Consider the following 21972-nt stretch of genomic DNA (forward strand, 5'->3'; position numbering starts at 1 on the left):
TCGTGCCTCACCGCCGCGGCCCGGAGACTAGATCCCTACCGGCGACCGCCGGGGAACGACGAGACTGTTGAGGACACGATGGACCTGACGATTCACACACCCGACACCGCGCCGGCCGAGTCCAAGGCGCTGCTGGATGGCATCGCCGAGGATCTCGGCTTCGTACCGAACCTGGCCGCGACGGCGGCCGCGTCGCCGGCTCTGCTGGCTGGCTTTGACGGGCTGCGGCGGGCGGTCGGTTCGGGCGCGCTGGACCCGATGTTGCGCGAGACAGCCGGCGTCGCCGTCGGAGTCGCGGCAGACAATCGGTATGGCGTGGCGTTCCACTCCACCGTGCTGTCCGGGCTCGGCGCGGACGACGGCGAGATCGAGCGGATGCGTTCCGGCGAGCCGCCCGCCGACCCGCGCGCTGCCGCCGTGTATGCGCTGGCCCGGGAGTTGGTGCTCACTCGCGGGAAGGTTGCCGACGGCACGGTCCGGCGCGCCACCGAGGCGGGGCTGTCCCCGGGAGAGATCCTCGAGATCGTTGCCGAGTGCACCTTTGTCGGGCTGATCGGGGTGCTGGACAACCTGGCCGGCCGGGTCACGCTGGACGAGTTCCTGCGGCCGTGGGCCTGGACAGCAGCGTGATCAGTCCGGTGGTCAGGTCAGCGGCTCTTGCCACTGTTGGTCGCGATCTTGGCCTGGTGTGACGAAGGTCCTACTGCCGAGGACCGTCCAACCATCCCTTCCGCGCGAACAACCTATGACCGGGACATCCGGTCAATCACATACTCAGAGGTAAAGGAGTTGCTGATGGCCAGATCGCGCGTCGCTCTGTTCTCTGTCGGCGTCCTCGCCGCGGGAGCGCTCGCTGTGCCACAGGCACCAAGCGGGCACGCGGATGTCATCGACCTGGTCAAGATCCCTGGCCTGCACGCCCCCGCGTCCGTGGTCCGTGACGACGACGGGATCGCTCATATCAAGGCGCAAAGTTCGCATGACCTGTTCTTCCTGCAGGGCTGGGTTCATTCGGACGATCGGCTGTTCCAGATGGATGTGCTCCGCCGGCGTGGGTCGGGTACGCTCGGCGAGCTGCTCGGCAGCAGCGCGTTGCCCAGCGATGTTCAGCTGCGGACGTTCGGGCTGCGGCGTACCGTCGAGCGCAGCCTGTCGGTGTTGTCGTCCGAGACCCAGGCGGATCTGGGCGCGTACGCCGACGGGGTGAACGCGTGGATCGCACGGAACAAGCTGCCGTCGCAGTACGCAGCGGCGCAGGTGACCAAGGTCGCGCCGTGGACTGTGGTGGACAGCCTGGTCATCAACAAGACGCTCACGTTCAGTCTGTCGTTCGACCTGGACATCGACCGGACCACGGCCGTGCAGAGGTACAGCGCGGCCGGTCTCGACGGTCACACCGCGGTGTTCCAGGACGTGTTCCCGTTCGCGCCGTTCAACACGGCGTCGCCGGTGATCGACTCGACCGCGACGGCGGCCAGCCCGGGAACGCGGAACCCGGCATTCAGCGGCAGCATCGGCGTGTCGGACGACGCCGAGCGTTTGGCGGCCGACTACCTCAAACGCGCCCAGCAGGTACCGCTGATTGTCGAGGCGATGAACCGCAACGCCGAGCGCGGGTCGAACTCGTGGGTCATCGGCGGGCAGCACACCGCGACCGGCAAACCGATCCTGGCCAGCGACCCGCACCTGACCCTGGAGGCCCCGTCAACGCTGCTACCCATCGACCTCGAAGGCGGCGGGTTCGACATTCAGGGCGACAGCCTCCCGGGTACCCCGTACATGATTCTCGGCCAGAACCGGGACATCGCGTACGGCGCAACCCAGCACTTCGTGGATGTGACGGACACGTACACCGAGAAGATCCAGCCCGACCCGGCGTCCCCGAGCGGGCTGTCCACGATGTATCAGGGCAAGCTCGAGCCGGTCGTGGCCATCGACGAGAAGTACCGAGTTAATCCGCGCACACCGGGGCAGCAGGACGTGCTCAACGATGTCCCCGCAGGCGGGGCGATCCCCGCGAAGACGTTGATCGTCCCCCGCCGCAACAACGGGCCGCTGGTGGCAGTCAACCTGGCGGCGGGCACCGCGCTGTCGGTGCAGTACGTCGGGTGGTCGCCGACTACCGAACTCGAGGCGTTCCGGCGCTTCAGTCTCGCGCGCAACGTCGACGACTTCCGTGACGCGATGCAGTACTTCGACATCGGCGGGCAGCACTTCATCTACGCCGACACCAAGGGCAACATCGCGTACTTCACCAACTCCGAGGTGCCGGTTCGGGAGGACCTGCAGGCCGGGATGGTCCGCGGGAACCCGCCGTACCTGCTGCGCGACGGGACCGGTGGCAACGAGTGGCTCCCGGTCACCAACCCGCAACGAGGCCAGTCGCTGCCCTACGAGATCGTGCCGTTCAGCGAGTTGCCGCAGGTGGTCAACCCGCCTGCCGGATTCATTGTGTCGGCGAACAACGACCCGACCGCCAACTCCTTCGACAACAACGTCCTCAACCAACTCCGCCCGGGAGGCGGCATCGCCTACCTCGGCTTCTTCCACAACGGGTTCCGGGCCGGTCGCATCACCGACATGGTGAAGGCCGCCGTCGCCAAGGGTCGGATCACCGCCGCCGACGTAGTAAACATGCAGGCCGACGTGACATCACTGGACGGGCAGTTCTTCACTCCGGTCATCTCGAACGCGCTGGACAGGGCCAAGCGCAGCTCCACACCGGAGTTGGCGGCGCTGGCCAAGGACCCGCGCATCGTCGAAGCGGTCGGTCGGCTCGCCAAGTGGAACTTCACTTACCCGACCGGCATCCCGGAGGGGTACGACGCCAGCGACGTCGATGGCAAGCTCAGCAAGCCATCGCAGCAGGAGATCGACAACAGCGCGGCCGCCACGATCTACGGACTGTGGCGCAGCCGGATCGCCGTCAACGTGATCGACCGGCACGTCCCGCAGGTCTCGCCGCCGCTGCCGACCGGCGACTTTGACTCGGTCAAGGCGTTGCGGCAGCTTCTGCTCGACTTCGGCACCCGCAAGGGCGTGGGTCGGTCCGGGATCGACTTCTTCGCCGTGCCGGGGATTACCGACGCGGCCGACCGGCGTGACTTCCTGGTGCTCAAGAGCGTCGGTGACGCGCTCACTCTGGCCGCCGGCGACAACTTCAAGACGGCGTTCGGCAACTCGACCAACCAGAGGGACTACCGGTGGGGCAAGCTGCACCGGATCACGATCCCCTCCGTGCTCGGCGCGCCGTTCACGATCCCGTCGCAGGGCAACAGGTTCACCTCGCCGCTGCCCGGCCTGCCCGGCATCCCTGTCGACGGTGGCTTCAACGCGCCCGACGGGGCAGGACACCTGGTGCGGGCCGACACGCCGGAGAAGTTCACCTCTACGTTCGTGCCGCACCGCCGGTTCGTCGCTCAGGCGACCTCGGATGGCTGGCGGTCGGTGAGCTCGGAGGTCACAGGTACCAGCGAGGACCTCGGCAGCAAGTTCGAGCAGAACCTGCTGCCTGGCTGGCTCACCAACGACACGTATCCGGTCCGGCAGTCCCCGCTGGATCTCATCGGGGCCATTGACTCGATCACGACGTTCGTTCCGGCGGGCAGCTAGCTCCATAGATGGACGTCTGGACCCCGCCTCTCCGGCGGGGTCCAGACCGCCGGCACCAACCCAGCAGATCGCACAGGGAGATCATCAGATGCGTCCCGTTTCAAAGACTGTAGCCGGGTCGGCCCGACGCGCCGCTGCGGTGATGATCCGGCCCGCCGAACCGGCCGACTTCGAGGCGGTCGGTCGGCTCACCGTCGCTGCCTATCGCGCGGACGGTCAGCTCAACGAGGCGACCGGTGACTACGCCGAGAACCTGGCGAACGTCGCCGGCCGGGCCAGCCAGGGCACGACTCTGGTCGCGGTCGACGCAGCGGGCGACATCGTGGGCGGAGTGCTCTTCGCACTGCCCGGATCGTCGTACGCCCAGCTCGCCCGCCCAGGCGAGGCCGAGTTCCGCATGCTCGCGGTCTCGCCGTCGGCCCAGGGTCAAGGAGTCGGCGCGGCACTGGTCGGTGCGTGCCGCGACCTGGCCGTCCGAGTAGGCGCCTCGGCGATCATCATCAGTACGCGTGACTTCGCCCAGGTGCCGCAGCGGCTCTATGCGAGGTTGGGCTTCGTCCGGGTGCCGGAACGGGACTGGTCGATGCAGCCGGGGGTGAACCTGCTCGCTCTCCGACTAGACCTCACGTCACCGTAAGCCGCGGCGCCGGCCTACCCGCATCGACCAGATCCACCAGCGCGACCTCGAGCGCCGCGATCCGTCGGTGATCTCGGGATCACGCAGCACGAACCAGGCGGAGTGCAGTGCGAAGAACACCAACGCACCGGACCGCCACGAGGAGTCGATACGTGCGGCACTCACACGAACTGGAGATCGACATGACCGACGACGACCACCCCAAAGATCTTGTCGGCGCGTACGTGATCGGGGCTTGTCCGCGTGACGAAGCGCGGTCGGTCGCCGAACACGCTAGCCGCTGCCCGACGTGTGCGGCCGAGATCGCCGAGTTGAGCCGGGTGGCCGAGTGGATCGGCGTGACCACCGCCAGGGGGCCGGCTCCCGAGTTGCGCTCGCGGACACTGTCCGCTGCACTCGCCACGCGACCGGCCGGCCGGCCCACTGTCAGACCGGCTTCCGTCGCCGGCCACGCTATCCCCGATGCGGGCGGGGTTCCGGATGTGGACCAGTTCGGCGATGTTGGCGACGGCGCCGAGGTTCGCCGGCTCGTCGAGCCGTACCGGGTACAGGTCGCCGAGTTGGACCGGCTACTGAGCCGGCTGTCGCAGCCGCAATGGCTGCTTGCGACGGGGCCGCACCGATCGGTGCGCGACCTGATGTTGCACCTTCGGAGCAACGACGAGCTGATCGCAGCCGCGGCCGGCTTGGACCCGTCCGGACAAGGTGATCTGCCGTCAGAATCAGACATTCGCCTGAGTTGGCGCGGGCAGGCGGCCGCCATCCTGGACGTCGTGGCCCGTCAGGGCGCGGGGGTGCTGCATCGGCAGGTCCGGCTGGCCGGCCGCATGGGGATCGCAAGCCCGGTGCGCGAGGCGTTGATCCAGCGAGGCTTTGAGACCTGGATTCACGCCGAAGATATCCGTGCCACCCTGCGCCTGGCGCCGCAGACGCCGAGCGCGCAGCAGGTATCCGACATCGTGAACTTCGCGCTGCGACTGATTTCAGCCGCGATGGAGTCCGCCGGGCGTGCCCACCCGTACAAGGCGATGAGGGTGGTGTTGACCGGTGTCGGCGGCGGTACCCGGCTGGTCGACCTGTCGGCGGCGAGTCCGACGCCCGGGACCGTGGTCGTCGAGCTGTCATTGCCGGCGGTGAGCTTCTGCCGCCTGCTGGCCGGCAGGCTCATCGCACCATCGGCGGAGGTAGAGATCGACGGGGACTCCAGCGCTGCGAACGACTTCCTCACCGTGGCCGCGACGATGGGTTGTGACTGACGTGCCTGAGTCCACCGACGAGAGCGACGTTCGGATACGTGATGCACTCATCGCAGGCTCCGAACGAACGCTGGCCGAGGTCTACGACACGTACGGTCCGGTCGTGTATGGGGTGGCGCTGCACATCACGAGGGAGCAAGGCGCGGCCGAGGACATCGTGCAAGATGTCTTCGTTGAGCTGTGGCGGCGGCCGGAGCGCTTCGACCCGCAGCGTGCCCCGCTACGGGGCTGGCTGTGCATGCTCGCGCGCAGGCGCGGGATCGATTGGACTCGGCGCCGCCGTACACGGCCAGACCTGAGCCCGACCGCTGTGGAACTGGCGTCGAGCGGGTTCGAGGACGACGTGCTGGTCTCTACCGCGTACAAGCAGGTCCGTAAGGCTGTCGAGGATCTGCCGACGCCCCACCGGCAAGCGATCTTTTTGGCCTACTACCACGGATTGACCTACCGCGACGTCGCCAAGGCGTTGGGCATCCCCGAGGGCACGGCCAAATGGAGGCTACGCAGCGCCCTACGCCGGATCGGCGAACAACTGACCGCGGAAGGATTCGAGGACGCCACCCTCGAGTGAGCGCAGCGACCACCTCACGTTCCTCCGGACTTCAACCATGCGAAGTGGTGCGCGCTGCCGCGGCTGATCACAGGGTCGTCGGCGGCGCGGGTGTTGGTGCTGACCACCTTCGACCTGGACGAATACGTCTACGCCGCGCTGCGTGGCGGGGCGAGCAGCCTCCTGCTGAAGGACACCCACCGACCGAGGTGCTCGAGGCGATCCGAGTGATCGCGGCCGGGCCGGCGCTGCGCGAGGTCCGGCCCGCGGTTCGGCTGCCGGCGATCACCGATCGAGAGCAGGAGGTGCTGCTCCTGGTGGCCGAAGGGTTGTCGAACGCGAAGATCGTGCGGCGGTTGCACATCGAGCCGGGTACTGCCAAGACACACGTCGCACATCTCCTGACGAAACTCGATGCCCGGGACCCGTGGAGTTGGTGATACTCGCCTTCCGTGCCGGGCTTGTCAGCGCAGCCTGGATGACGCGAAGAGGTCGTCAGCGAGTATGTGGGGAAGCGGCCGCGCTCGACGAACCACTCGTGGCCAAGGAATCCCAAGACCGGGTTCTGGTGATCGCAGGTCTGTCCTGGGCGGCATCGGTGGGGCCGGTTTGTACCTGGCCTAGACGGCGTAGGTGTTCTCATGCAAGCGGGTGATGATCGGGCAGTGACCGCCGGGGAGCCTTGGGATATGAGTGAGCCGATGGTCACCGCGCTGGGTCATGCCGGTCTGCGCCTGGACGCGCCCGGAATTCGTCTACTGGCCGATCCCTGGCTGTCCCAGAGAGGTGCCTTTCTCGGCGCCTGGTTCCCGTTCCCGGACAACTCGCACCTACTCACCCCCGACCTGCTCGACGTGGACCTGGTCGTGGTCTCGCACGAGCACCTGGATCACCTTGACCTGGACGTGATCGCAGGACTCCCGCCGGAGGTGCCGGTGGTGATTCCGCGCTACCCGTCGACGATCATGCAGCGTCGGCTCCGCGCGATCGGTCGGACCCGGGTCGTCGTTCTGGACGCCTGGCAGCGGTATCCGCTCGGCGATGACCCGGACGACTGGGTGACGGTGATTCCAGAGCAGTGTCCGATGAGCCATGACTCGGCGGTGCTGATCAAGGTGGCGGGTCGGAGCGTGCTGCACACGAACGACGCGCGGATCTCGCTCGCGCAGACCAGACGGGCGATGGCCGAGGCCGGTGGCCCCTTCGACCTGATGGGCGCGCAGATGTCGGGTGCCAGCTGGCACCCGGTCCGGTACGAGTACGACGAGGTCGAGCGCGAGCGGATCTCCACGATCAAGCGGGTCGGCAAGTTCAAGGCTGTTACCCGGCTGGTCCGCTCGGTTCAGCCGCGTTTGGTGATGCCGTACGCCGGTCCGCCCTGCTTCCTCGACGACGACCTGTTCGAGCTCAACAGCGGCCTGCGGCCGGGCGGGATCTTTCCCGACCAGGGCGAGGCACTCGCCTGGCTCGCGGACCGCCTGCCCCAGCAGCCCGGCGTGTGTCTGCTTCCCGGGGATCAGGTGGAACTCGGGAACCTCGAGGTCACCAGAGATCCACAGTGGAAGGACTTCTCACTCGCTGCGGGTCCGGAGGCTCGATGTCGCTACCTGCGTGAGTACGCCGATCGCCGGCGCGCAGCGATCGATGGTGTCTGGGCCGCGAACCCACCACCCGCGCCCGGTCTGCCCGAGAGGTTCAAGGCCCACTTCGAGTCACTCGGCACGCTGTCCGAGTACTTCCTGGCTCGGATCGGCATGAACGTCCGCTTCGAGGTGTCGGGACCGGGCGGTGGCGTCTGGGACGCTCACATCGGCCCGGACCGCGTGCGCGTAGACCTGGACGGCGGCGGGTGCCATGCGGACTACCGGCTGATCCTGGACGGTCGCTGGCTCGATGGTGTCGTGTCCGGACGCACGCGGTGGGAGGAACTGTTGCTCTCGCTCCGCTTCACCGCACGCCGCCGGCCCGACCACTACAACGACTACCTCGTCGGGCTGCTCAAGCACGCCGACCGGGCCGCGCTGCGGGCCGTGGAGGAATTCGAGGCGGCCCGTGATCCCGAGGAGACCATCGAGATCACGGTGGATGGCAAGAGGGTTCAGGTCAGCCGCTTCTGCCCACACGCCGGCGAGGACCTGGCCGAGACAGGGGTTGTCGTCAACGGGGCGCTGCGCTGCCTCGGGCACAACTTCGAGTTCGACTTGACGACGGGCGACTGCCTCAACGCCCGCTGCGACCCGTTGCAGGTCAAACGCGACGTGGCCTACGACGAAGCAGTCTGACTTCAGACGTGCAGAGCGCGGCCGCCGGGTGATCCGGCCGCCCCGCCCTTGGGTGGAGGGGCTTACTGAACAGGGCGTTGCACGTCCACCAGGCCGCTGACGAAGAGCGCGGTCAGGACGAGGTAGTGAAGAGTCCGCCGGAGCGTGGGGCGACGGAGATACTCCTGGTCTGCGGCCACCCGGAGCGGAACAAGCACCTGCAAGTAGTAGGACTCGACGTCGGACCAGTTCGGCGGTGGGACGGCGGACCTTTCGCGATAGTGGAGCTGGGCGGGACCTGTCAGCCCGGGGCGAGCCAGGAGGATCGACTGGCAGGACGCGGGATAACGCCTGGCGAGGGCGTCGCTCTCAGGGCGTGGACCGACCAGCGTCATCTGGCCGCGGAGTACATGCCAGAGTTGGGGGAGCTCGTCGATCGCAGTACGGCGCAGGAAGGCACCGAGAGCGGTGATCCGGACGTCGGTCGCGGCCGTCACCTCGGGGCCTGAGGCAACCACCCGCATGGTTCGCAGTTTGTGAAGCGTGAACCGTCGCCCGTGTTCGCCGACCCGCGACTGGCTGAAGAACACCGGTCGTCCACTCGTCACCAGAATCAGCACGGCGATCACCGCGACCAGCGGCGCCACCAGGATCAGCAGGACTGACGCGACAGCGATGTCCAGCACGCGACGTCCCGGCCCTACGACGGACGGAGCGTCGGGCGCGACAGAACGGTGGCGGGCTCGGGCGATCAGGGACATGGGTGGGCTCCTCTTCGTTCAGCCGGTACCTGCGGCGACGAAGACAGCGGAGAAGGCCGCCGCGGCCAGGTCGCATTCGTGGGCGAAGGCCACGCGGTCGGTCGGCATCTGCGACGGGGTCATGTGGGTGGCGAGCTGCCGGCCTTCGCCGCGGCGGCGGACCAGTTCGGACCACAGTGGATTGGGGGACAGGCCCGGCCCGAGCAGGCTGACGATATTTCCTTGGTACTGCTGGCGCCAGGTCCAGATGTCGACCGCCCGCGCCCCGGCCGCGACTGGTACGTCGACGTAGGTGGCCGCGTCGTCGCTCGCCTGTCCCGCGTCGCCCTGGTAGCCGTCCGGCTCGGCGAGCGCCTTCCGGGCCTGGAGGATGGTGAGCTGCGGCCACCCCTGGGCCTTCACCCGGTTCCAGGCGTCGGTCTGAGCCTCGCGCTTGGTCAGTCCCCATTTGGCGTAGGTAGCGTCCTCGAGCAGGCCGGTGCTCAGGTCGAGCCGGTCGATCAGTTTGGCCCGCAGGTAGCTCTCGAGCGCCGCCGCCGTCGCCGCGGGGTACTTCAGCCGGACGCGTTGGGCGCAGCCCTGCTGGTTGCTCCCGCGCCAGGGCAGACAACCGAGCTCGGGCACGATCGCGTCCACCAGCAACTGTTTGCCAGGAGCAACCTGGGCGAGCCGGGTCTTGGCCGCCTTCAGGAACTCGGCCGCTTCCGCCATCGACTGCAGGCCGTCTTTGTAGCCGATCTCGTCGGAGACCTTGAAACCGACGACCCCCGGCTCCTTCGCGAGCTCTCCCAGCCTCGCGATCGCCGCGTCGAACGCGGCCGGCCCTTCGAGCCAGCGCGCGACGAGGTCGGTCTCCCACCAGATGGCGACACCTCGCTTGTGGAGCGCATTCGCCAGGTCGGCATACCGGTCGCCCGAGAGAGCCGGGGCCGGTGCTGCCGAAGGTGACGACGGCGTTGGTCCGCCGGTCGGCTGAGAGGGCACGGAGGTGTTGGTGATGCCCGGTGATGCATTGGTCGGGTTGGCCTCGGGAGACCCGCTGGAGCATCCCGAGATGAGGATGAGCACGGCCAAGGCCGGGGCGGCGAACCTCATGAAGACACCTCACTGGCTGGTACTGCGGTTCTGCTGTGGCGAGGCGTGGCGCGTCCGCTGAGCCGCAGCAGCAACCCGATCAGCAGCGCGTCCGTGGCCAGATACGCCGCTGTGGAGGCGATGGCCGCACCCAGAGCGCCGTGTGCGGGGATCAGTAGCAGGTCGAGTACGACGGTGATCACCAGGCCGATGCCGAGCACGATCGAGTTCAGCCCGGGAGTGCCACGTCCGTACAAGTATGCACTGGCGACTCCAGAGGCCCCCGCGAGCAACATGCCTGCCAGGAGCACACGTGCCGGAATTACTGCCGGGCCGAACTCCGCGCCGTACAGCAGCCGCATCACCGGCGACGTCAGCAGCGCGATGGGTAGCGCGGCCAGGACGATCCCGATCAGCGTCGGCCGGATCATCCGCCGGGCCGTCGACGCGGCCTCACTCTGCCCGAGCTTCGCAAGCCGCGGGTAGAACACCCAGGTCAGGGCATTGCCGGGCAGTCTGAGCAGTTCCGCGTACTTCGAAGCGACGGCGTAGCTGCCGAGAACCGCGGGTCCCGCCATCGCGCCGAGAATCGCGAAGTCCAGCCGGAGGTTGAGCAACGTGATGAGGCCGCCGACCTGACCCCGCATGCCGTACGACGCAACCTGCCCAGCAAGTCCCCGGTCCGGCCGTCCGAACCAGCCGAAACCGTTGCCAGCCAGTCCGAACCGCCGCCAGCCGAGCAACCGACTCGCCCGGCGCCATGCCTCGACAGCGACGACCAGGTCCGCCAATCCGAGTCCGATCACGATCGCCGCGACGCCATGGATGCCGCTCAGCAGCGGCAACAGGTAGCACGGTAGGAATGCCAGTTCCTCTGCGGCGATGACCACATCGCCGCCCCGGCGGTCTTCGAGTCCCTGCAGCGTCGTCTTGCCGAGTGTGAGCGACAGTTGCGTCGGCACCGTGAGTCCGGCCACCGCGATCATCAACGTCGACTCGTGCGGGAAGAACACGTGCGCGACAACCGGTGAGGCCACCAGCCAGACCACGGTTCCCAGCAGGGCACCGCCGAGGCCGATAGCGGCCAGCGTCGGCCAGAGCCGCGGCAGGTTTCGTCGCGGAGCCGCGAGGAAGTAGGCCAGCGCCCCGGGCAGGCCGAGCACGCAAAGCACGCCGACCAAGCCAGGGAGCATTCGCAGCAGCGCGTACTCGCCGACAGCCGATGGCCCGCCGGTCCGTGCGACGAGCACCGTGGCCAGCGTGAGTCCGAAGATCGCCAGCGCCCGGGCGGAGGTGTTCGCCACGACCGTTCGGAAGAGTTCGCCGGTCACAGGGATCCGCAGCCGCCGAGTCATGAGGCCCGCTTCTTCTGCTGGTCCGGCATGACGAGCACCAGGGCCGCGACGAGGCCGAGCAAGGTCCAGAGATGGCGGAAGTGCAGCACCTCGTAGAACCCCGCGGCGGTCGCCATGACCGGGCCGATGACGGCCAGCAGCCAGGGTCTCGGCACCAGCCCGGCATAGGCCTCAGGCAAGCTGCCGACGACCAGCCGGAAGCACCGGACACCGATAGCGATGCCCAGCGCCAACAGCCCGATCGTACCGATCAGCCCGCGTTCGAGCAGCGTGGCGAGGTAGTCGTTGTGCGCCTCCTTCACGTACGGCGCCTGGTTCGCGGCGAGCGTCGCCTTCGTCCGGGCCGGCCCGTAGCCGGTTGCGTCGCCCTGGAAGAAGAGGTGGGTTCCCTCCCGCACGATCGTCGCGCGTTCGCTGGTAGAGCTGCCGCTGCGACCGAAGGAGTCGCGGAGCAAAGGGATACTGCCTGCCGCGGCTTCACGGATCTGCCCCAGGTCGACTCGCGGCATCACGAACACGAAGACCAGACCGGCCACCAGCATCGACGCGGCGAGCGTGGTCAGGCCGACCAGCGCACCGTGCCGCCGGTACCGCGTGACGGTCACCGAGAGCACCAGCCCGACGAGCAGGGTGAGCATGGCTCCGTTGGAGCCGGTGAACCCGATCGCGGTGATCACCAGGGCATAGGCAATCCGTCGTACCCCGACGGATTGTGGGCACTTGCACGCCGCCATCACGAACAGCGAGACGACCAGGTAGTTGCCGGCCAGGTTGGGATCGCCGAAGGTGTACGACGCTCGCACGCCGTCCTTGCCCGAGACGCCGCTGAGCGCGTTGATGCCGAGGATGTACGAGGCCACCATCACGCCCGAGTAGACCGCGGCGGTCCGGCACCATGCCCGGGTGACGGCCGCCACGATCGCCGGGTTGTGGCGGCCCAACGCCAACGCCGAAGCCCACGCCAGCAGCAGCACGTCCTGTGCGAGGACGAGCCCCACTCCTACGGGCGCCTGAGCGACGTAGGCCGCGAAAGCCCCGCCGAGCAGCAGGCCCGCACCTCCCACCAGATAAGGCAGTTTGACGGGAAGGTGCTCGCGAACCGCCCAGAGCAGGGCGAGCCCGATGCAGAGGGTCATCCCGACATCGGCGAGTGCGGTGTTCCCCGGGCCGGCAGGCACGAGGAACGGGAGCAGGCAGACGGTCAGCCCCATCATGCTGGCGAGCACATCGCCGCGGGGCAGCCCGGGCCGGTTGATCCCGCCGGAAGCACGCTGTGGGGCAGCGATGGTCACTCCGCTCACCCCCGCTCCTGCTGGCCCGTGGGCCACGGTGGCAGACTCGCCAGCAGCTCGAGGTGGTCGCTGCCGAAGTCATCGTCGTTGGCCTGCGCCGCCACCTCGCCCAGGCCGACCAGAGCCGCGGCATGCCACAGTTCGGGCGGCAACCCGCTCGCCGCGAGACCATCGCGGAGGTACGAACGGACGAGGTCCGGCAACCATCCCTGGCCGAGCAAGCCGTAGGTGATCCCAGGCCCGAAGCCCGTACGCCGGAGGCCGCGGTGCCGTAGCACCCTGTGTCCAGGTCGCGTATGGCGATCCAGGTAGAGGCAGTAGCTGACCGCGAACCGCACCAGGTCCCGCAGCGGCCAGCCGTTGCCGGCGCCGCCCTCCCAGTCGACGACCCCGGTGATCATGCCGTCGTTCACCAGGAGATTCCCGAACCAGTAGTCGCCGTGCACCATCGTGCGGGTCACGCACTGGTCGCCGAGGCGGTGATCGGCCGACGACAACCGGATCAGAGCCGCCCCCAGCTGTGGGTGGCCAGGCCACCGATCGCGCAGTTGGTCGCTGACCTCCGCTGCCCAGCGGATCCGGCCGCGTCCACCCGCGGTCGCGGCCTGGAACCGTCGCAACCAGCCACCGGCGAGGGCGAAATCCGCAGCGACCACCCGCGGCCGGGCAGTATGCATCCAGTGGTGGTACCCGACGCTCATCGGCCTGCCGCGCACGACGGTCGACACCAGCGCGGGCCGGCCGTCGCTGTCGAGGGTCTCGACGTACTGCGGGATGGTTTCGGCGATGCTGCCGAGTTCGGCGTCGCGCAGATCGAGCAGCATCCTCGTCTCGCGCTCGATCGCCGTCGCGGCGACGGAGGTGGCTGGGATCTTGATGGCCACCGCGCCGATCGGACCACTCGGGAAGGTGCCTGCCGACGGCGTGACGATGAACGTTCTCTTGGCGTCCGGATCGCGTGAAGCCGCGATCAGGACGCCGCGAGTGCCAGGCGCGAGCAGGAGGTCGTGCACCGTGCGCGGCCGGGGGTGGATCGCCCGGGGTGCTTCGCTCATCGTCGTCTCCCCACGAGGGCGCGGCCGGGTGCGGCAGCGCCGGTCCAGCGCCAGGGCAGGGTTCGCGCCAGCGCCAGCAGCGCGGACGCAGGCACGGCAGTGATCGCCAGCCCCGGCGGCACGGTCGCGATCGCGGTCCAGAAGTGCCGGACCGCGGCCTCGGTGTCATCGATCAGGACCAACGGGTGTCGCAGGGACGGCAGCACGATGAACTCGCGCTCGATCTCGATCGACAGCCGCTGTGCCGTCCGGCGCAGCCGACGGCGGCTGAAGGGCCGCTGGTCGATGAGGACGATCGGCAGGTCAGGTGTCAGCTCGTCCGCGGCGTTCGCGTCGATGGTGCGGGCATCCAGCTCGAACGTGCCGAGCGGACACAGCGTCATCCATGGCGACGTCGCGAGCCGGGCCCGGCCGGCCGGTTCGGCGAAGCTCATCGCGCCACCAGACCGGCGGTCCGTCCGCCTGAGTAGACCTGGTCGAGCACTTCGGCGAGCCGCGCGGCGTCGAAGGTCGCACCCGCCAGCACCCGCCCGTGCTGAACCAGCCGCTCCGCCGTCCGCGGATCGTCCAGTACGCCGTCGATCGCGGCCGCGAGCAACTCCGGCCGCCCTGGCGGAACCAGTACTCCGCTCTCACCCGGCACGACCAGGTCTGGCACCGAGTTCACCGCGGTCGCCACGACGGGAACACCGCACCGCATCGCCTCGACCACAGCACAGGGCAGCCCCTCGTACCGGCTGGCCATCGCGAACACGTCGAAAGCCGGGAGCAGTCCGGCAACGTCGGAGCGCTCACCCGCGAACACGAAGCGGTCCAGCAGTCCATCGCGGCGAACAAGCTCCCGTGCTTGGGCGAGACCTGGTCCCGAGCCGATCCACACCGCGATCGTGTCCCGGTGCCGCAGCCTGGCGATCGCGGTGATCAGGTGCTCCGGCGCCTTCTGGTAGTCGAGCCGCCCCACCGTGCCGACCACCTGGGTCTGTCCCACGAGACCCAACGCGGACCGGGCGGCCGCCCGCGACTCTTCGGTCTTCGGCACCGTGACCGCCTCGACCACGGGTGCGATCGTGCGCAGCGTGGACGGCCTGGCCAGACCACGTCGCAATGCCTCGGTGGCGACCCCGGTGCCGATCGCGAGGACGGTGTCGGTGATCGTGGCGAGCCTGCGCTCGATCGCAATGTACGCCGCCTTCCGGATCGGGTTCTGGAACTCGTGGAACGGGAAGCCGTGGTAGGTGTGCACGATCAGCGGCACTCCGGCACGGTGGGCTGCCAGACGTCCGAGTGCTCCCGCCTTCGCGCTGTGGGTGTGGACCACGTCGAATCCGCCGGCGTTGCAGAGGTCCGTGAGCTTGCGCAGAGCGGTCCGGTCAGCGCGCGGTGAGAGCGGGGACACGAGCGAAGGCTCGAGGACGACCCGGAATCCGGCGGCCTCGGCCCGCGCGGTCAAGGGGCCACCCTGACCGGTGATGATGCTGACTGCGTAACGCTCGGGATCCAGCGGCAGCACCCCGCGCAGGGCGACGCCGCCCGCTCCGGCGATGAAGCGGGTGACGATCTGCGCGACCTCGATGCGGCCCGCCATCAGTGCACCCCGTTCGTGCGGACAGCAGCGAGGTGCGGTCGCAGAAGTTCGGCCAGGCCGGCCCCGGGCTTCCGGCCAAGGTCGAGCTCCAGGCACGGCAGCCTTGCGGCGAAGGTGGCGGCGACCTCCTCGATCGGTGGGTGGGCCGGACCACAGCCGGTCGCCATCGCGAGAACGGCAGCGGTCGACCAGAACCGGCGGAGCTCGCCCGCGGCGTACGTGCCCGCAACGACGGCCCGGGTGGCTTGGGCCTCGCTGATGTGCCGTATCCGAGGGTCTGTCTGGAGGCCGCGACGCAGGACGACGATCATCTGTGGCCGCAGTGCTCGCATCCGGGTAGCCCAACCGTGTTCTCGGCGGCCGTGGAAGGTCTTGCGACCCGTGGCGTCGGACATCTCCGCGGGCAGCCGCAGCGGTTCGGCCAGCCCGTACGCCGTGGTTCCGTCGCAGGCGGCGAGGTTGTCGCAGGTCGCCCGGCCGCCCGCTGCCAGCTCACGGGAAACCAGACTGGATTTGCCGACACCACCCGGCCCCGCTAGCAGTACTGCGACGCCGTCGATCTCGACGACCGACACGTGCAGCGGGGCAAGCCCCCGCTGCATGGCCAGCCATAGTGCCGGGTAGTGCACGAGCACCTGCCCGGTCAGTGCGTGGTGCCTGGCCGGGAGCAACCGCGCGGCGGCTGCCTCCTTGGTCGACGGCGTCCAGCGGCTGATGACCCGGACGCCGTCCTCGTCGATCGCCCACAGTTGGCTGAACCCCGAGCCGCCGACGCTCTCGATGATCGCCTCCCGCCGGTGGGTCGCCCACACGCCGCGAGTGATCGGCTCACTCCCTCGCGTGTCGAAACGTTCCCGGCTCTGCTCGAGCGAGATCACGAGATTGGGCGGATCCGTGCAGGTGGTCTCGGCCTCGCCCGTTGCCGAGAGCACCTTGCGGACCGCGTCGTCCCGGCCTTCGATCGTGACCCGTTGCCCCGCGGTGTGCAGCAGGGTCCGGCCGACGGGTGCGGCGTTCACACCAGCCTGCCGAAGCGGCGCTTGGCCGGGCCGCTGACGATGCCGAGCACTGGCCAGCGGACTGCCTTGAGGACGTCGTCGAGGTCGTCGAGCCGCCGCAGCAGCACGGTGCCGCCGGACACGACCACCACGCCGGCGGTCATCTCGTCCTGTGGTGAGACAGCGGACAACCCGGTGAAGCGGACGTTGGCGAAGGGTGCGTCCAGATCCAGCACACTCGGCTCGCCGGCGTCCTCCATCCCACCGGGTGACGGACTCATCGCCCGGTACGGCGCCGACGAGAAGCCCGAGAGAGCGAAGAGCAACTGGCTGACGGTGTCGGCATCGGAATCGTCGGCGCCCATCAGGACGACCGCGTCGACGCCTTGGCGCCGGGCCGCGAGCGCCATCGTGTTGCGCAAGGAGCTGATGTCCTCGGAGGACTTGCCGAGTACTGGCGCCTGCAACAGGTGCGCCAGGGCCCGCACACTCGCCACGCGAGGATGCATCGTCTCCAGAATCGCGGCGGCCGTCAGACCGAGTATCAGGCCGAGCAGCAACGCGAGAGCGGCCTGGGGGAGGAGTGACGACTGCACCTGGCTGATCTCCGCCTTGGTGCCGACCGGCACCACGATGTCGCGGTTGGCGTCCGCGATCGCCAGCGAGGCCCGCTGAGTGCTGAGCTGCGACACCAACTGGCTGGCGGACTGGATCTGGGTCTGGAGGTCGGCCCGGGCATTGACGTCGGCGATGCCCTTCAACTGCAGGACGAGCTTGTCCCGGATCGCCGTCGCGTCCGCGACCTGCTTGTCCACCTTGGCCAGCGCCGCGTTGAAGGCGGCCCGGTCGCCATTGTTCATGAACGTGGCGACCCGCCTGGCCAGGGCGGCTACGATCTGGCCGGCCGCGATCGGGTCCTTGTCGGTGACGCTCAGCTCGACGATCGACGACTCGCCGAGCCGCTGCGCCGCGACATGGGTTGCGGCGAACTCGGCCACGTCGCGCTGCGCGCGGGCCTCCTCGAGCGATGCGCCCAGCAGGCTGGGTGTCGTCGCCAAGGCGAGCACCCGGCCGCTGATCCCCTCGGCCTCGGTCGCCGACCGCGGCGCCCCGGAGACCACCTGGAGCCGGACCGACGCCAGTGACACGGCCGGCTTGCTCGACTGGAACGCGATCGCCGCGGCCACCGGCAGCAGCATGCACACCAGGATGATCCCGAGGTGGGCCCGCACGATCCGACGGAACATCTCTTCGATGGTCATCGCTGTGCCCTTCGTCCGGTGCTGTGCCTCACGGGAGCACCTTCACTGTCTTGGTCGCGGAGGCGGCCAGCCCGACCGTGTCTGTCACCGTCACGCTGACCGTGAACGTCCCGGTCGAGCTGTAGGTGCAGGTGGTGGTCGGCGCGGTCTGGATCGGCTTGGCCGGACCATTGCCGCAGTTGAACTGGTAGGTCGCGATCGGGGACTTGTCGACGCTGGTCGACCCCGAGGCGTCCGCCGTGATCGTCTGGCCCTGCTTGATGCTCGACTTTGACAGCATCAGTTTGGCCGTGGGCGGCACGTCGGCCAGGATCTTGACCTGGGCCGTAGCGGTGCTCGTCAGGCCGGCAGTGTCGCGAACTGTGACCCGGGCGGTGAAGGTCCCGGCATCCTGGTAGCTGCAGGTGAACGACGAGGCGGCCAGCGGACCCGTTGTCTGACCGTTCCCGCAGTCGAACGTGTAGCTGGCCAGCGGCCTGCCGTCGGCGTCCGAGGAGTTGCCCGCGTTGAGGACCACCTCCTGCGGCCGGTAGGCCTGGTTCGGCGTGGCGGTCAGCTTCGCGGTCGGCACCCCGTTCGGCTTCACCACGATCGGCGCGCTGGTCCAGGTGTCGCTGAGACCGGACTCATCCGTCACTGTGACCGTCGGCGTGAACGTGCCGGCCGCGGCGTACTGGCAGGTTCCGGAAGCGCTGGTCAGCACCGTTCCGTTGCCACAGACGATCCGGTACGCCGTGATCGGCGTGCCGAGAGCGACACTGGTCGACCCGTTCACCGTCACGTCCAGCGGTGCGAACCCGGTGGCAGGCGAGACGATCGCGCGGGCCACCGGTCCGGCGTACTCGAGGGCACCGAGGTCGGCGAACGGGATCGGTCCGACGCCGGTGTTCGCGACTGTCGGATGGTCGGCCGGAGCCGTGCCGTCGCGGTTCGTCGCGGTCCAGCCGGCCACACCGGTGTCGGCGGCATCGATCGCGGGGGATTGGCTGGTCAGGTGCAGGTCACGGCCGGTCAGGTTCACGAAGTTCGGGTTGGCGGCCTTGCCGGCGGCCTCCTGCCCACTCGCGGTCCGGAAGGCCGCAATCGTGCTGTAGTCCTGCGATGCCCATTCGAACAGGGCGCCCCCGGCGGCGGTCTGGAAGACCAGGTCGCGATTCAGCGTGGTGCCCGGGATTGACGCCTTGTCCACTCGGATCTCGCCGATGGTCCGGGTGCTGCCGACGGCGTTGTCCATCGCCACGTTGTCGCGGCTGGTGGAGTTGGTCGAGCCGCCCTCGAAGTTGATGCCGGCGGTGGCGTTGCGGACGACAGTGTTGGACAGCACTGTCGTGGTCGGCGCGAACGAGGTGTCGATGCCGTGGTCGCCGTTGTCGTAGACCACGTTGCGACGGATCGTCGTATCGGTCGAGCCGCTGTAGGCCTCGACGCCGGAATCGTCGTTGCCGTATGACAGATTGGCTTCGATCAGCGTCTGCTGCGAGGCGGCGCTGACGTCGATGCCGGTGGCGATCCGGGTCGCCAGCCGCTTGTTGAGGTAGGTGATCACCCCGGCCACCGTCACCCGTGTGCTGCCCTGGACGCTGACGCCGTGGTGCTGGTTCTCGTGCGTGACCGAAGCCCGCAGTTCGCTGTCGGTGGAGTTGAAGAACCGGACGCCGATCGAGAGGTTGAAGGCCGACTGGATGCCGGTCAGCGTCGCGTTGCTCGACGCATCCACCGTGACGCCGGGAGCCCCGGCCTGGGCGACGTCCAGATCGCCGAGGGTGATCCGCTGGGTCCGGTCCAGCGCGACGCCGTTGAAGTTGTGCTGGCGAATCGCGAAGCCGGAGACGGCGATGTCGCTGACCTGGCGCAGCAGGACGCCGAAGCTGCGAGCGCCCGCGGCGACCGCGTGACCGGCCGCGGGGTTGGTGCCGCCCGTGTCGACGTACAGGCTCGTCGTCGCGGCGTCATAGAACCAGCTGTTGGTCGTGGTCGTCGTCGCGCTGGTTGCCTTGGGCAATGCCTGACCGTCGAGGAACACCTGTGTCGGTGCGACGGCGAAAGTGTGCTTCCAGGCCGTCGTCGCGGTGGCGGTCCAGCCGGCCGCGTCGGAGACGTCGTTGGTGCCGACGATGACCGCGCTCGGCGAGGTCGCCTTCAACGTGATCGGGTTGGCCGGCTCGCCGCTGCTGGTGATCGTGACCTGCTCGCGGTACTGGCCAGGTCCGACCAGCGCGGTGTCACCGGCGAGGAGCTTCGTGGTGGCCGCGCCGATCGTGCAGAACGGTGCGGCGGCGGTGCCCGGGCCGGCGTCGGTGCAGGCGGAGTTGGTCTGCTCCACCGAGTAGGTCTGGACAGGTCTCGTGCTGACGACCTCCTGCGCGCTTGCGGAGTCCGTCAGCCCTGCTCGGTCCGTGACGGTCACGGCAACCGCGTAGCTGCCGGGCCCGGCGTAGGAGTGCGTGGCCGTCGGCGCTGCCTGCGGGCCGACCACGGTGCCGTCACCGAAGTCGAAGGTGTAGGTCGCGATGCCGATCTGGTCGGCGTCGCTGGAGCCGGTCGCGTCGGCGGTGACCGGGACCGACGGTGAGGTGCTCACGGCGGCTGGGTCCACGACCAGCGCCGCGTGCGGAGCGTAGTTCGTCGCCCCCGCGACCGGCTGGAACTCCAGCGCGCCGCGGTCGGCGTACGCCGGGCTGCCGGCACCGGTGTCCGCCACGATCGGGTCGTCGGCTAGCGGGCTGCCGGCGGGATCGGTCGGGTGGAAGCCGGTCGTGGCGGAGTTCGCCGAGTCGACCGCGGTCGATCCCGCGGTCAGCCGGAAGTCTCCCGACGCGGGGTCGACGAGATCGGGGTCCACCGACGACCCGTGGCTCTCCTGGCCACTGGCCGCCGCGTAGGCGGACAACTTCTGGTAGACGGTGCCACCGACCTTCGTGGTCGCGGCCGTGGTGTGGTTGAACGCGGTGTCGTAGTCGGCGCCGAAACCGGGCAGCGAGCCGGCGTCGACGTACAGGTTGTACTCGTTCGCGGTGACGCCGTTGTCGACCATGAGGTTGTTGGCCAGCGTGGCGCCGGTGGACACACCCTCGACGGAGATGCCGTCGCGACGGTTCGCGTACGAGGTGTTGTTGAGGTAGCGCGCTCCGGTGGATGCCAACGTGTCGAATCCGTGGTCACCGTTGGCGTAGGAGATGTTGCGAACGACGAGAGCGCGGTGGGACCCGTTGTAGATCTGTACTCCGGTGTCCTGGTTCTGGTACGTCACGTTGTTGCTGACCGTGTTGTCGGGGGAGTTCGTGTTCACGTCGATGCCGGCCGAGGTGGCCGTCGGGCTGGGCGAGGTGTTCGCGTAGGTGGCGTTGCCGTCGATCACGTTGTTCGACGACGTGGACAGACCGATCCCGTGCAGACCGTTGTGGTGGCTGCTCGATCCGGTGACGACGACCCCGCTGGAGCCGGCGATCCGGATGCCGGTGGACAGCGAGCCGTCCACAGCGGCCGCGCGGACAGCGATGCCGCCACCAGGAGACGTGTCGATCAAGATGCCGTTGCTGGCCGACTGGGACGCGGTGACGTGGTCGATCGTCGTCGCGGAGGAGGAGAGCAGCCGGACGCCGGCGAAGTTCGGGCGGATCACCTCGAGGTTGCTGATGACAAGGTTCTGCCGGCTGCTCGCGGTAATGCCGAACGACTGGGCACCGGCCTCGATCTGGTGGCCGTCGCCGGGATTGGCGCCACCGGCGTCGACGGACAGGACCTTGGCGGTCGCGTCGTAGAACCAGCTGTTCGGCGTGGTGGTGGTCGCCGAGGCCGCAGCGGAGAGGCGCTGGCCGTCCAGGAAGACCTGTCGTGGCGGCGATGGCGGCGCGTAGGGCGTACTCCACGCCGTCGTACTCGTGGCAGTCCACAGGGCCGCCGTGCCGAGGGCACGAGTACCGAGAATGACAACACCCGGCCCGTCTCCTGTCACGGTGATCGGATCGGTGGCGGTACCGGACGCGTTGACGGTGACCTGCTCCCGATAGGTCCCGGGCGCGACATGCACGATGTCACCCGGCGCGATCGCCTTCTTGGTGCCCTGCGAGATTGTGCAGAAAGGCACTGTCTGAGTGCCCGCGGTCGCCAGGGTGTCGCTGCAGTTGGCCGCCGTGTTGTCCACCCAGTAGGCGGTGCCGGCCGCGGCCGCCGAGCCGCTCGTGACCACCGCCAGGCTGGACATGGCGAGGATCATGACCGATCCGGCCGCCAGTTGCTTCAGCCGTCTGTTCATGATCTCTCCCGCGTCGGAA

17 protein-coding genes are annotated in these 21972 nt (G+C 68.8%); 7 read left to right on the plus strand and 10 right to left on the minus strand.

The features are described from left to right. The first annotated feature begins 78 nt into the window (after window positions 1-78). The 7 genes from EV648_RS40730 (at window position 79) to EV648_RS40760 (ending at window position 8337) form a co-directional block, all read left to right on the plus strand. Window positions 79-630, plus strand: coding sequence for a carboxymuconolactone decarboxylase family protein (locus EV648_RS40730; protein WP_158294210.1), 552 nt, complete (start codon window positions 79-81; stop codon window positions 628-630). Window positions 631-795: 165 nt separating this feature from the next. Continuing rightward, window positions 796-3612, plus strand: coding sequence for a penicillin acylase family protein (locus EV648_RS40735; protein ID WP_132301551.1), 2817 nt, complete (start codon window positions 796-798; stop codon window positions 3610-3612). An 88-nt stretch (window positions 3613-3700) separates the two neighbouring features. Continuing rightward, window positions 3701-4249, plus strand: coding sequence for a GNAT family N-acetyltransferase (locus EV648_RS40740; protein WP_132301553.1), 549 nt, complete (start codon window positions 3701-3703; stop codon window positions 4247-4249). A 320-nt stretch (window positions 4250-4569) separates the two neighbouring features. Then, window positions 4570-5505 carry a hypothetical protein gene (locus EV648_RS40745; RefSeq protein ID WP_158294211.1) on the plus strand — a complete coding sequence of 312 codons (936 nt, stop codon included), beginning with the start codon at window positions 4570-4572 and terminating at the stop codon, window positions 5503-5505. Next, a complete protein-coding gene (locus EV648_RS40750; RefSeq protein WP_158294212.1) occupies window positions 5498-6076 on the plus strand; it encodes an RNA polymerase sigma factor in 579 nt (192 codons plus the stop codon). The genes EV648_RS40745 and EV648_RS40750 overlap by 8 nt, the downstream gene beginning before the upstream one ends. 188 nt (window positions 6077-6264) lie before the next feature. After that, window positions 6265-6495, plus strand: coding sequence for a response regulator transcription factor (locus EV648_RS43610; protein ID WP_199235125.1), 231 nt, complete (start codon window positions 6265-6267; stop codon window positions 6493-6495). 249 nt (window positions 6496-6744) lie between these two features. Next, on the plus strand, window positions 6745-8337 hold the full coding sequence (locus EV648_RS40760) for an MBL fold metallo-hydrolase (protein ID WP_132301559.1): 1593 nt from the start codon (window positions 6745-6747) through the stop codon (window positions 8335-8337). A gap of 62 nt (window positions 8338-8399) precedes the next feature. Here the strand turns inward: EV648_RS40760 and EV648_RS40765 are convergent, their stop codons facing one another. From EV648_RS40765 to EV648_RS40810, 10 genes are read right to left on the minus strand one after another with little or no spacing between them, the layout of a single operon-like run. Beyond that, on the minus strand, window positions 8400-9077 hold the full coding sequence (locus EV648_RS40765; protein WP_132301561.1) for a sugar transferase: 678 nt from the start codon (window positions 9075-9077) through the stop codon (window positions 8400-8402). 18 nt (window positions 9078-9095) lie between these two features. Next, window positions 9096-10172, minus strand: coding sequence for a hypothetical protein (locus tag EV648_RS40770; RefSeq protein ID WP_132301563.1), 1077 nt, complete (start codon window positions 10170-10172; stop codon window positions 9096-9098). Next, window positions 10169-11506: a polysaccharide biosynthesis C-terminal domain-containing protein gene (locus EV648_RS40775; RefSeq protein ID WP_132301565.1), complete on the minus strand. Its 1338-nt coding sequence runs from the start codon at window positions 11504-11506 to the stop codon at window positions 10169-10171. The genes EV648_RS40770 and EV648_RS40775 overlap by 4 nt, the downstream gene beginning before the upstream one ends. Next, entirely contained in the window at window positions 11503-12807 is a 1305-nt protein-coding gene (locus tag EV648_RS40780) for an O-antigen ligase (RefSeq protein WP_132301567.1), read from the minus strand. The genes EV648_RS40775 and EV648_RS40780 overlap by 4 nt, the downstream gene beginning before the upstream one ends. Beyond that, entirely contained in the window at window positions 12804-13853 is a 1050-nt protein-coding gene (locus tag EV648_RS40785) for an aminoglycoside phosphotransferase family protein (protein ID WP_132301569.1), read from the minus strand. The genes EV648_RS40780 and EV648_RS40785 overlap by 4 nt, the downstream gene beginning before the upstream one ends. Then, window positions 13850-14287 carry a hypothetical protein gene (locus tag EV648_RS40790; protein ID WP_132301571.1) on the minus strand — a complete coding sequence of 146 codons (438 nt, stop codon included), beginning with the start codon at window positions 14285-14287 and terminating at the stop codon, window positions 13850-13852. Before EV648_RS40790 ends, EV648_RS40785 begins: the two co-directional genes overlap by 4 nt. Continuing rightward, window positions 14284-15438, minus strand: coding sequence for a glycosyltransferase (locus tag EV648_RS40795; protein ID WP_132301573.1), 1155 nt, complete (start codon window positions 15436-15438; stop codon window positions 14284-14286). The genes EV648_RS40790 and EV648_RS40795 overlap by 4 nt, the downstream gene beginning before the upstream one ends. Next, window positions 15438-16457 carry a hypothetical protein gene (locus EV648_RS40800; RefSeq protein ID WP_132301575.1) on the minus strand — a complete coding sequence of 340 codons (1020 nt, stop codon included), beginning with the start codon at window positions 16455-16457 and terminating at the stop codon, window positions 15438-15440. Before EV648_RS40800 ends, EV648_RS40795 begins: the two co-directional genes overlap by 1 nt. Beyond that, window positions 16454-17698, minus strand: a complete 1245-nt coding sequence (locus EV648_RS40805) for a hypothetical protein (protein WP_132301577.1) — start codon at window positions 17696-17698, stop codon at window positions 16454-16456. Before EV648_RS40805 ends, EV648_RS40800 begins: the two co-directional genes overlap by 4 nt. A 28-nt stretch (window positions 17699-17726) precedes the next feature. After that, window positions 17727-21953, minus strand: coding sequence for a PKD domain-containing protein (locus EV648_RS40810; RefSeq protein WP_132301579.1), 4227 nt, complete (start codon window positions 21951-21953; stop codon window positions 17727-17729). Window positions 21954-21972: the final 19 nt, after the last annotated feature.

The sequence above is a fragment of the Kribbella sp. VKM Ac-2568 genome, assembly GCF_004345365.1.
In the GTDB taxonomy this organism is placed as follows: domain Bacteria; phylum Actinomycetota; class Actinomycetes; order Propionibacteriales; family Kribbellaceae; genus Kribbella; species Kribbella orskensis.

What these genes read in the sequence shown, in the direction of transcription:
- EV648_RS40810 (WP_132301579.1), bottom strand. Translation starts at nt 21,953, where the DNA reads ATGAACAGACGGCTGAAGCAACTGGCGGCCGGATCGGTCATGATCCTC.
- EV648_RS40790 (WP_132301571.1), bottom strand. Translation starts at nt 14,287, where the DNA reads ATGAGCTTCGCCGAACCGGCCGGCCGGGCCCGGCTCGCGACGTCGCCA.
- EV648_RS40760 (WP_132301559.1), top strand. Translation starts at nt 6,745, where the DNA reads ATGAGTGAGCCGATGGTCACCGCGCTGGGTCATGCCGGTCTGCGCCTG.
- EV648_RS40805 (WP_132301577.1), bottom strand. Translation starts at nt 17,698, where the DNA reads ATGACCATCGAAGAGATGTTCCGTCGGATCGTGCGGGCCCACCTCGGG.
- EV648_RS40735 (WP_132301551.1), top strand. Translation starts at nt 796, where the DNA reads ATGGCCAGATCGCGCGTCGCTCTGTTCTCTGTCGGCGTCCTCGCCGCG.
- EV648_RS40785 (WP_132301569.1), bottom strand. Translation starts at nt 13,853, where the DNA reads ATGAGCGAAGCACCCCGGGCGATCCACCCCCGGCCGCGCACGGTGCAC.
- EV648_RS40795 (WP_132301573.1), bottom strand. Translation starts at nt 15,438, where the DNA reads ATGGCGGGCCGCATCGAGGTCGCGCAGATCGTCACCCGCTTCATCGCC.
- EV648_RS40740 (WP_132301553.1), top strand. Translation starts at nt 3,701, where the DNA reads ATGCGTCCCGTTTCAAAGACTGTAGCCGGGTCGGCCCGACGCGCCGCT.
- EV648_RS40775 (WP_132301565.1), bottom strand. Translation starts at nt 11,506, where the DNA reads ATGACTCGGCGGCTGCGGATCCCTGTGACCGGCGAACTCTTCCGAACG.
- EV648_RS40770 (WP_132301563.1), bottom strand. Translation starts at nt 10,172, where the DNA reads ATGAGGTTCGCCGCCCCGGCCTTGGCCGTGCTCATCCTCATCTCGGGA.
- EV648_RS40765 (WP_132301561.1), bottom strand. Translation starts at nt 9,077, where the DNA reads ATGTCCCTGATCGCCCGAGCCCGCCACCGTTCTGTCGCGCCCGACGCT.
- EV648_RS40730 (WP_158294210.1), top strand. Translation starts at nt 79, where the DNA reads ATGGACCTGACGATTCACACACCCGACACCGCGCCGGCCGAGTCCAAG.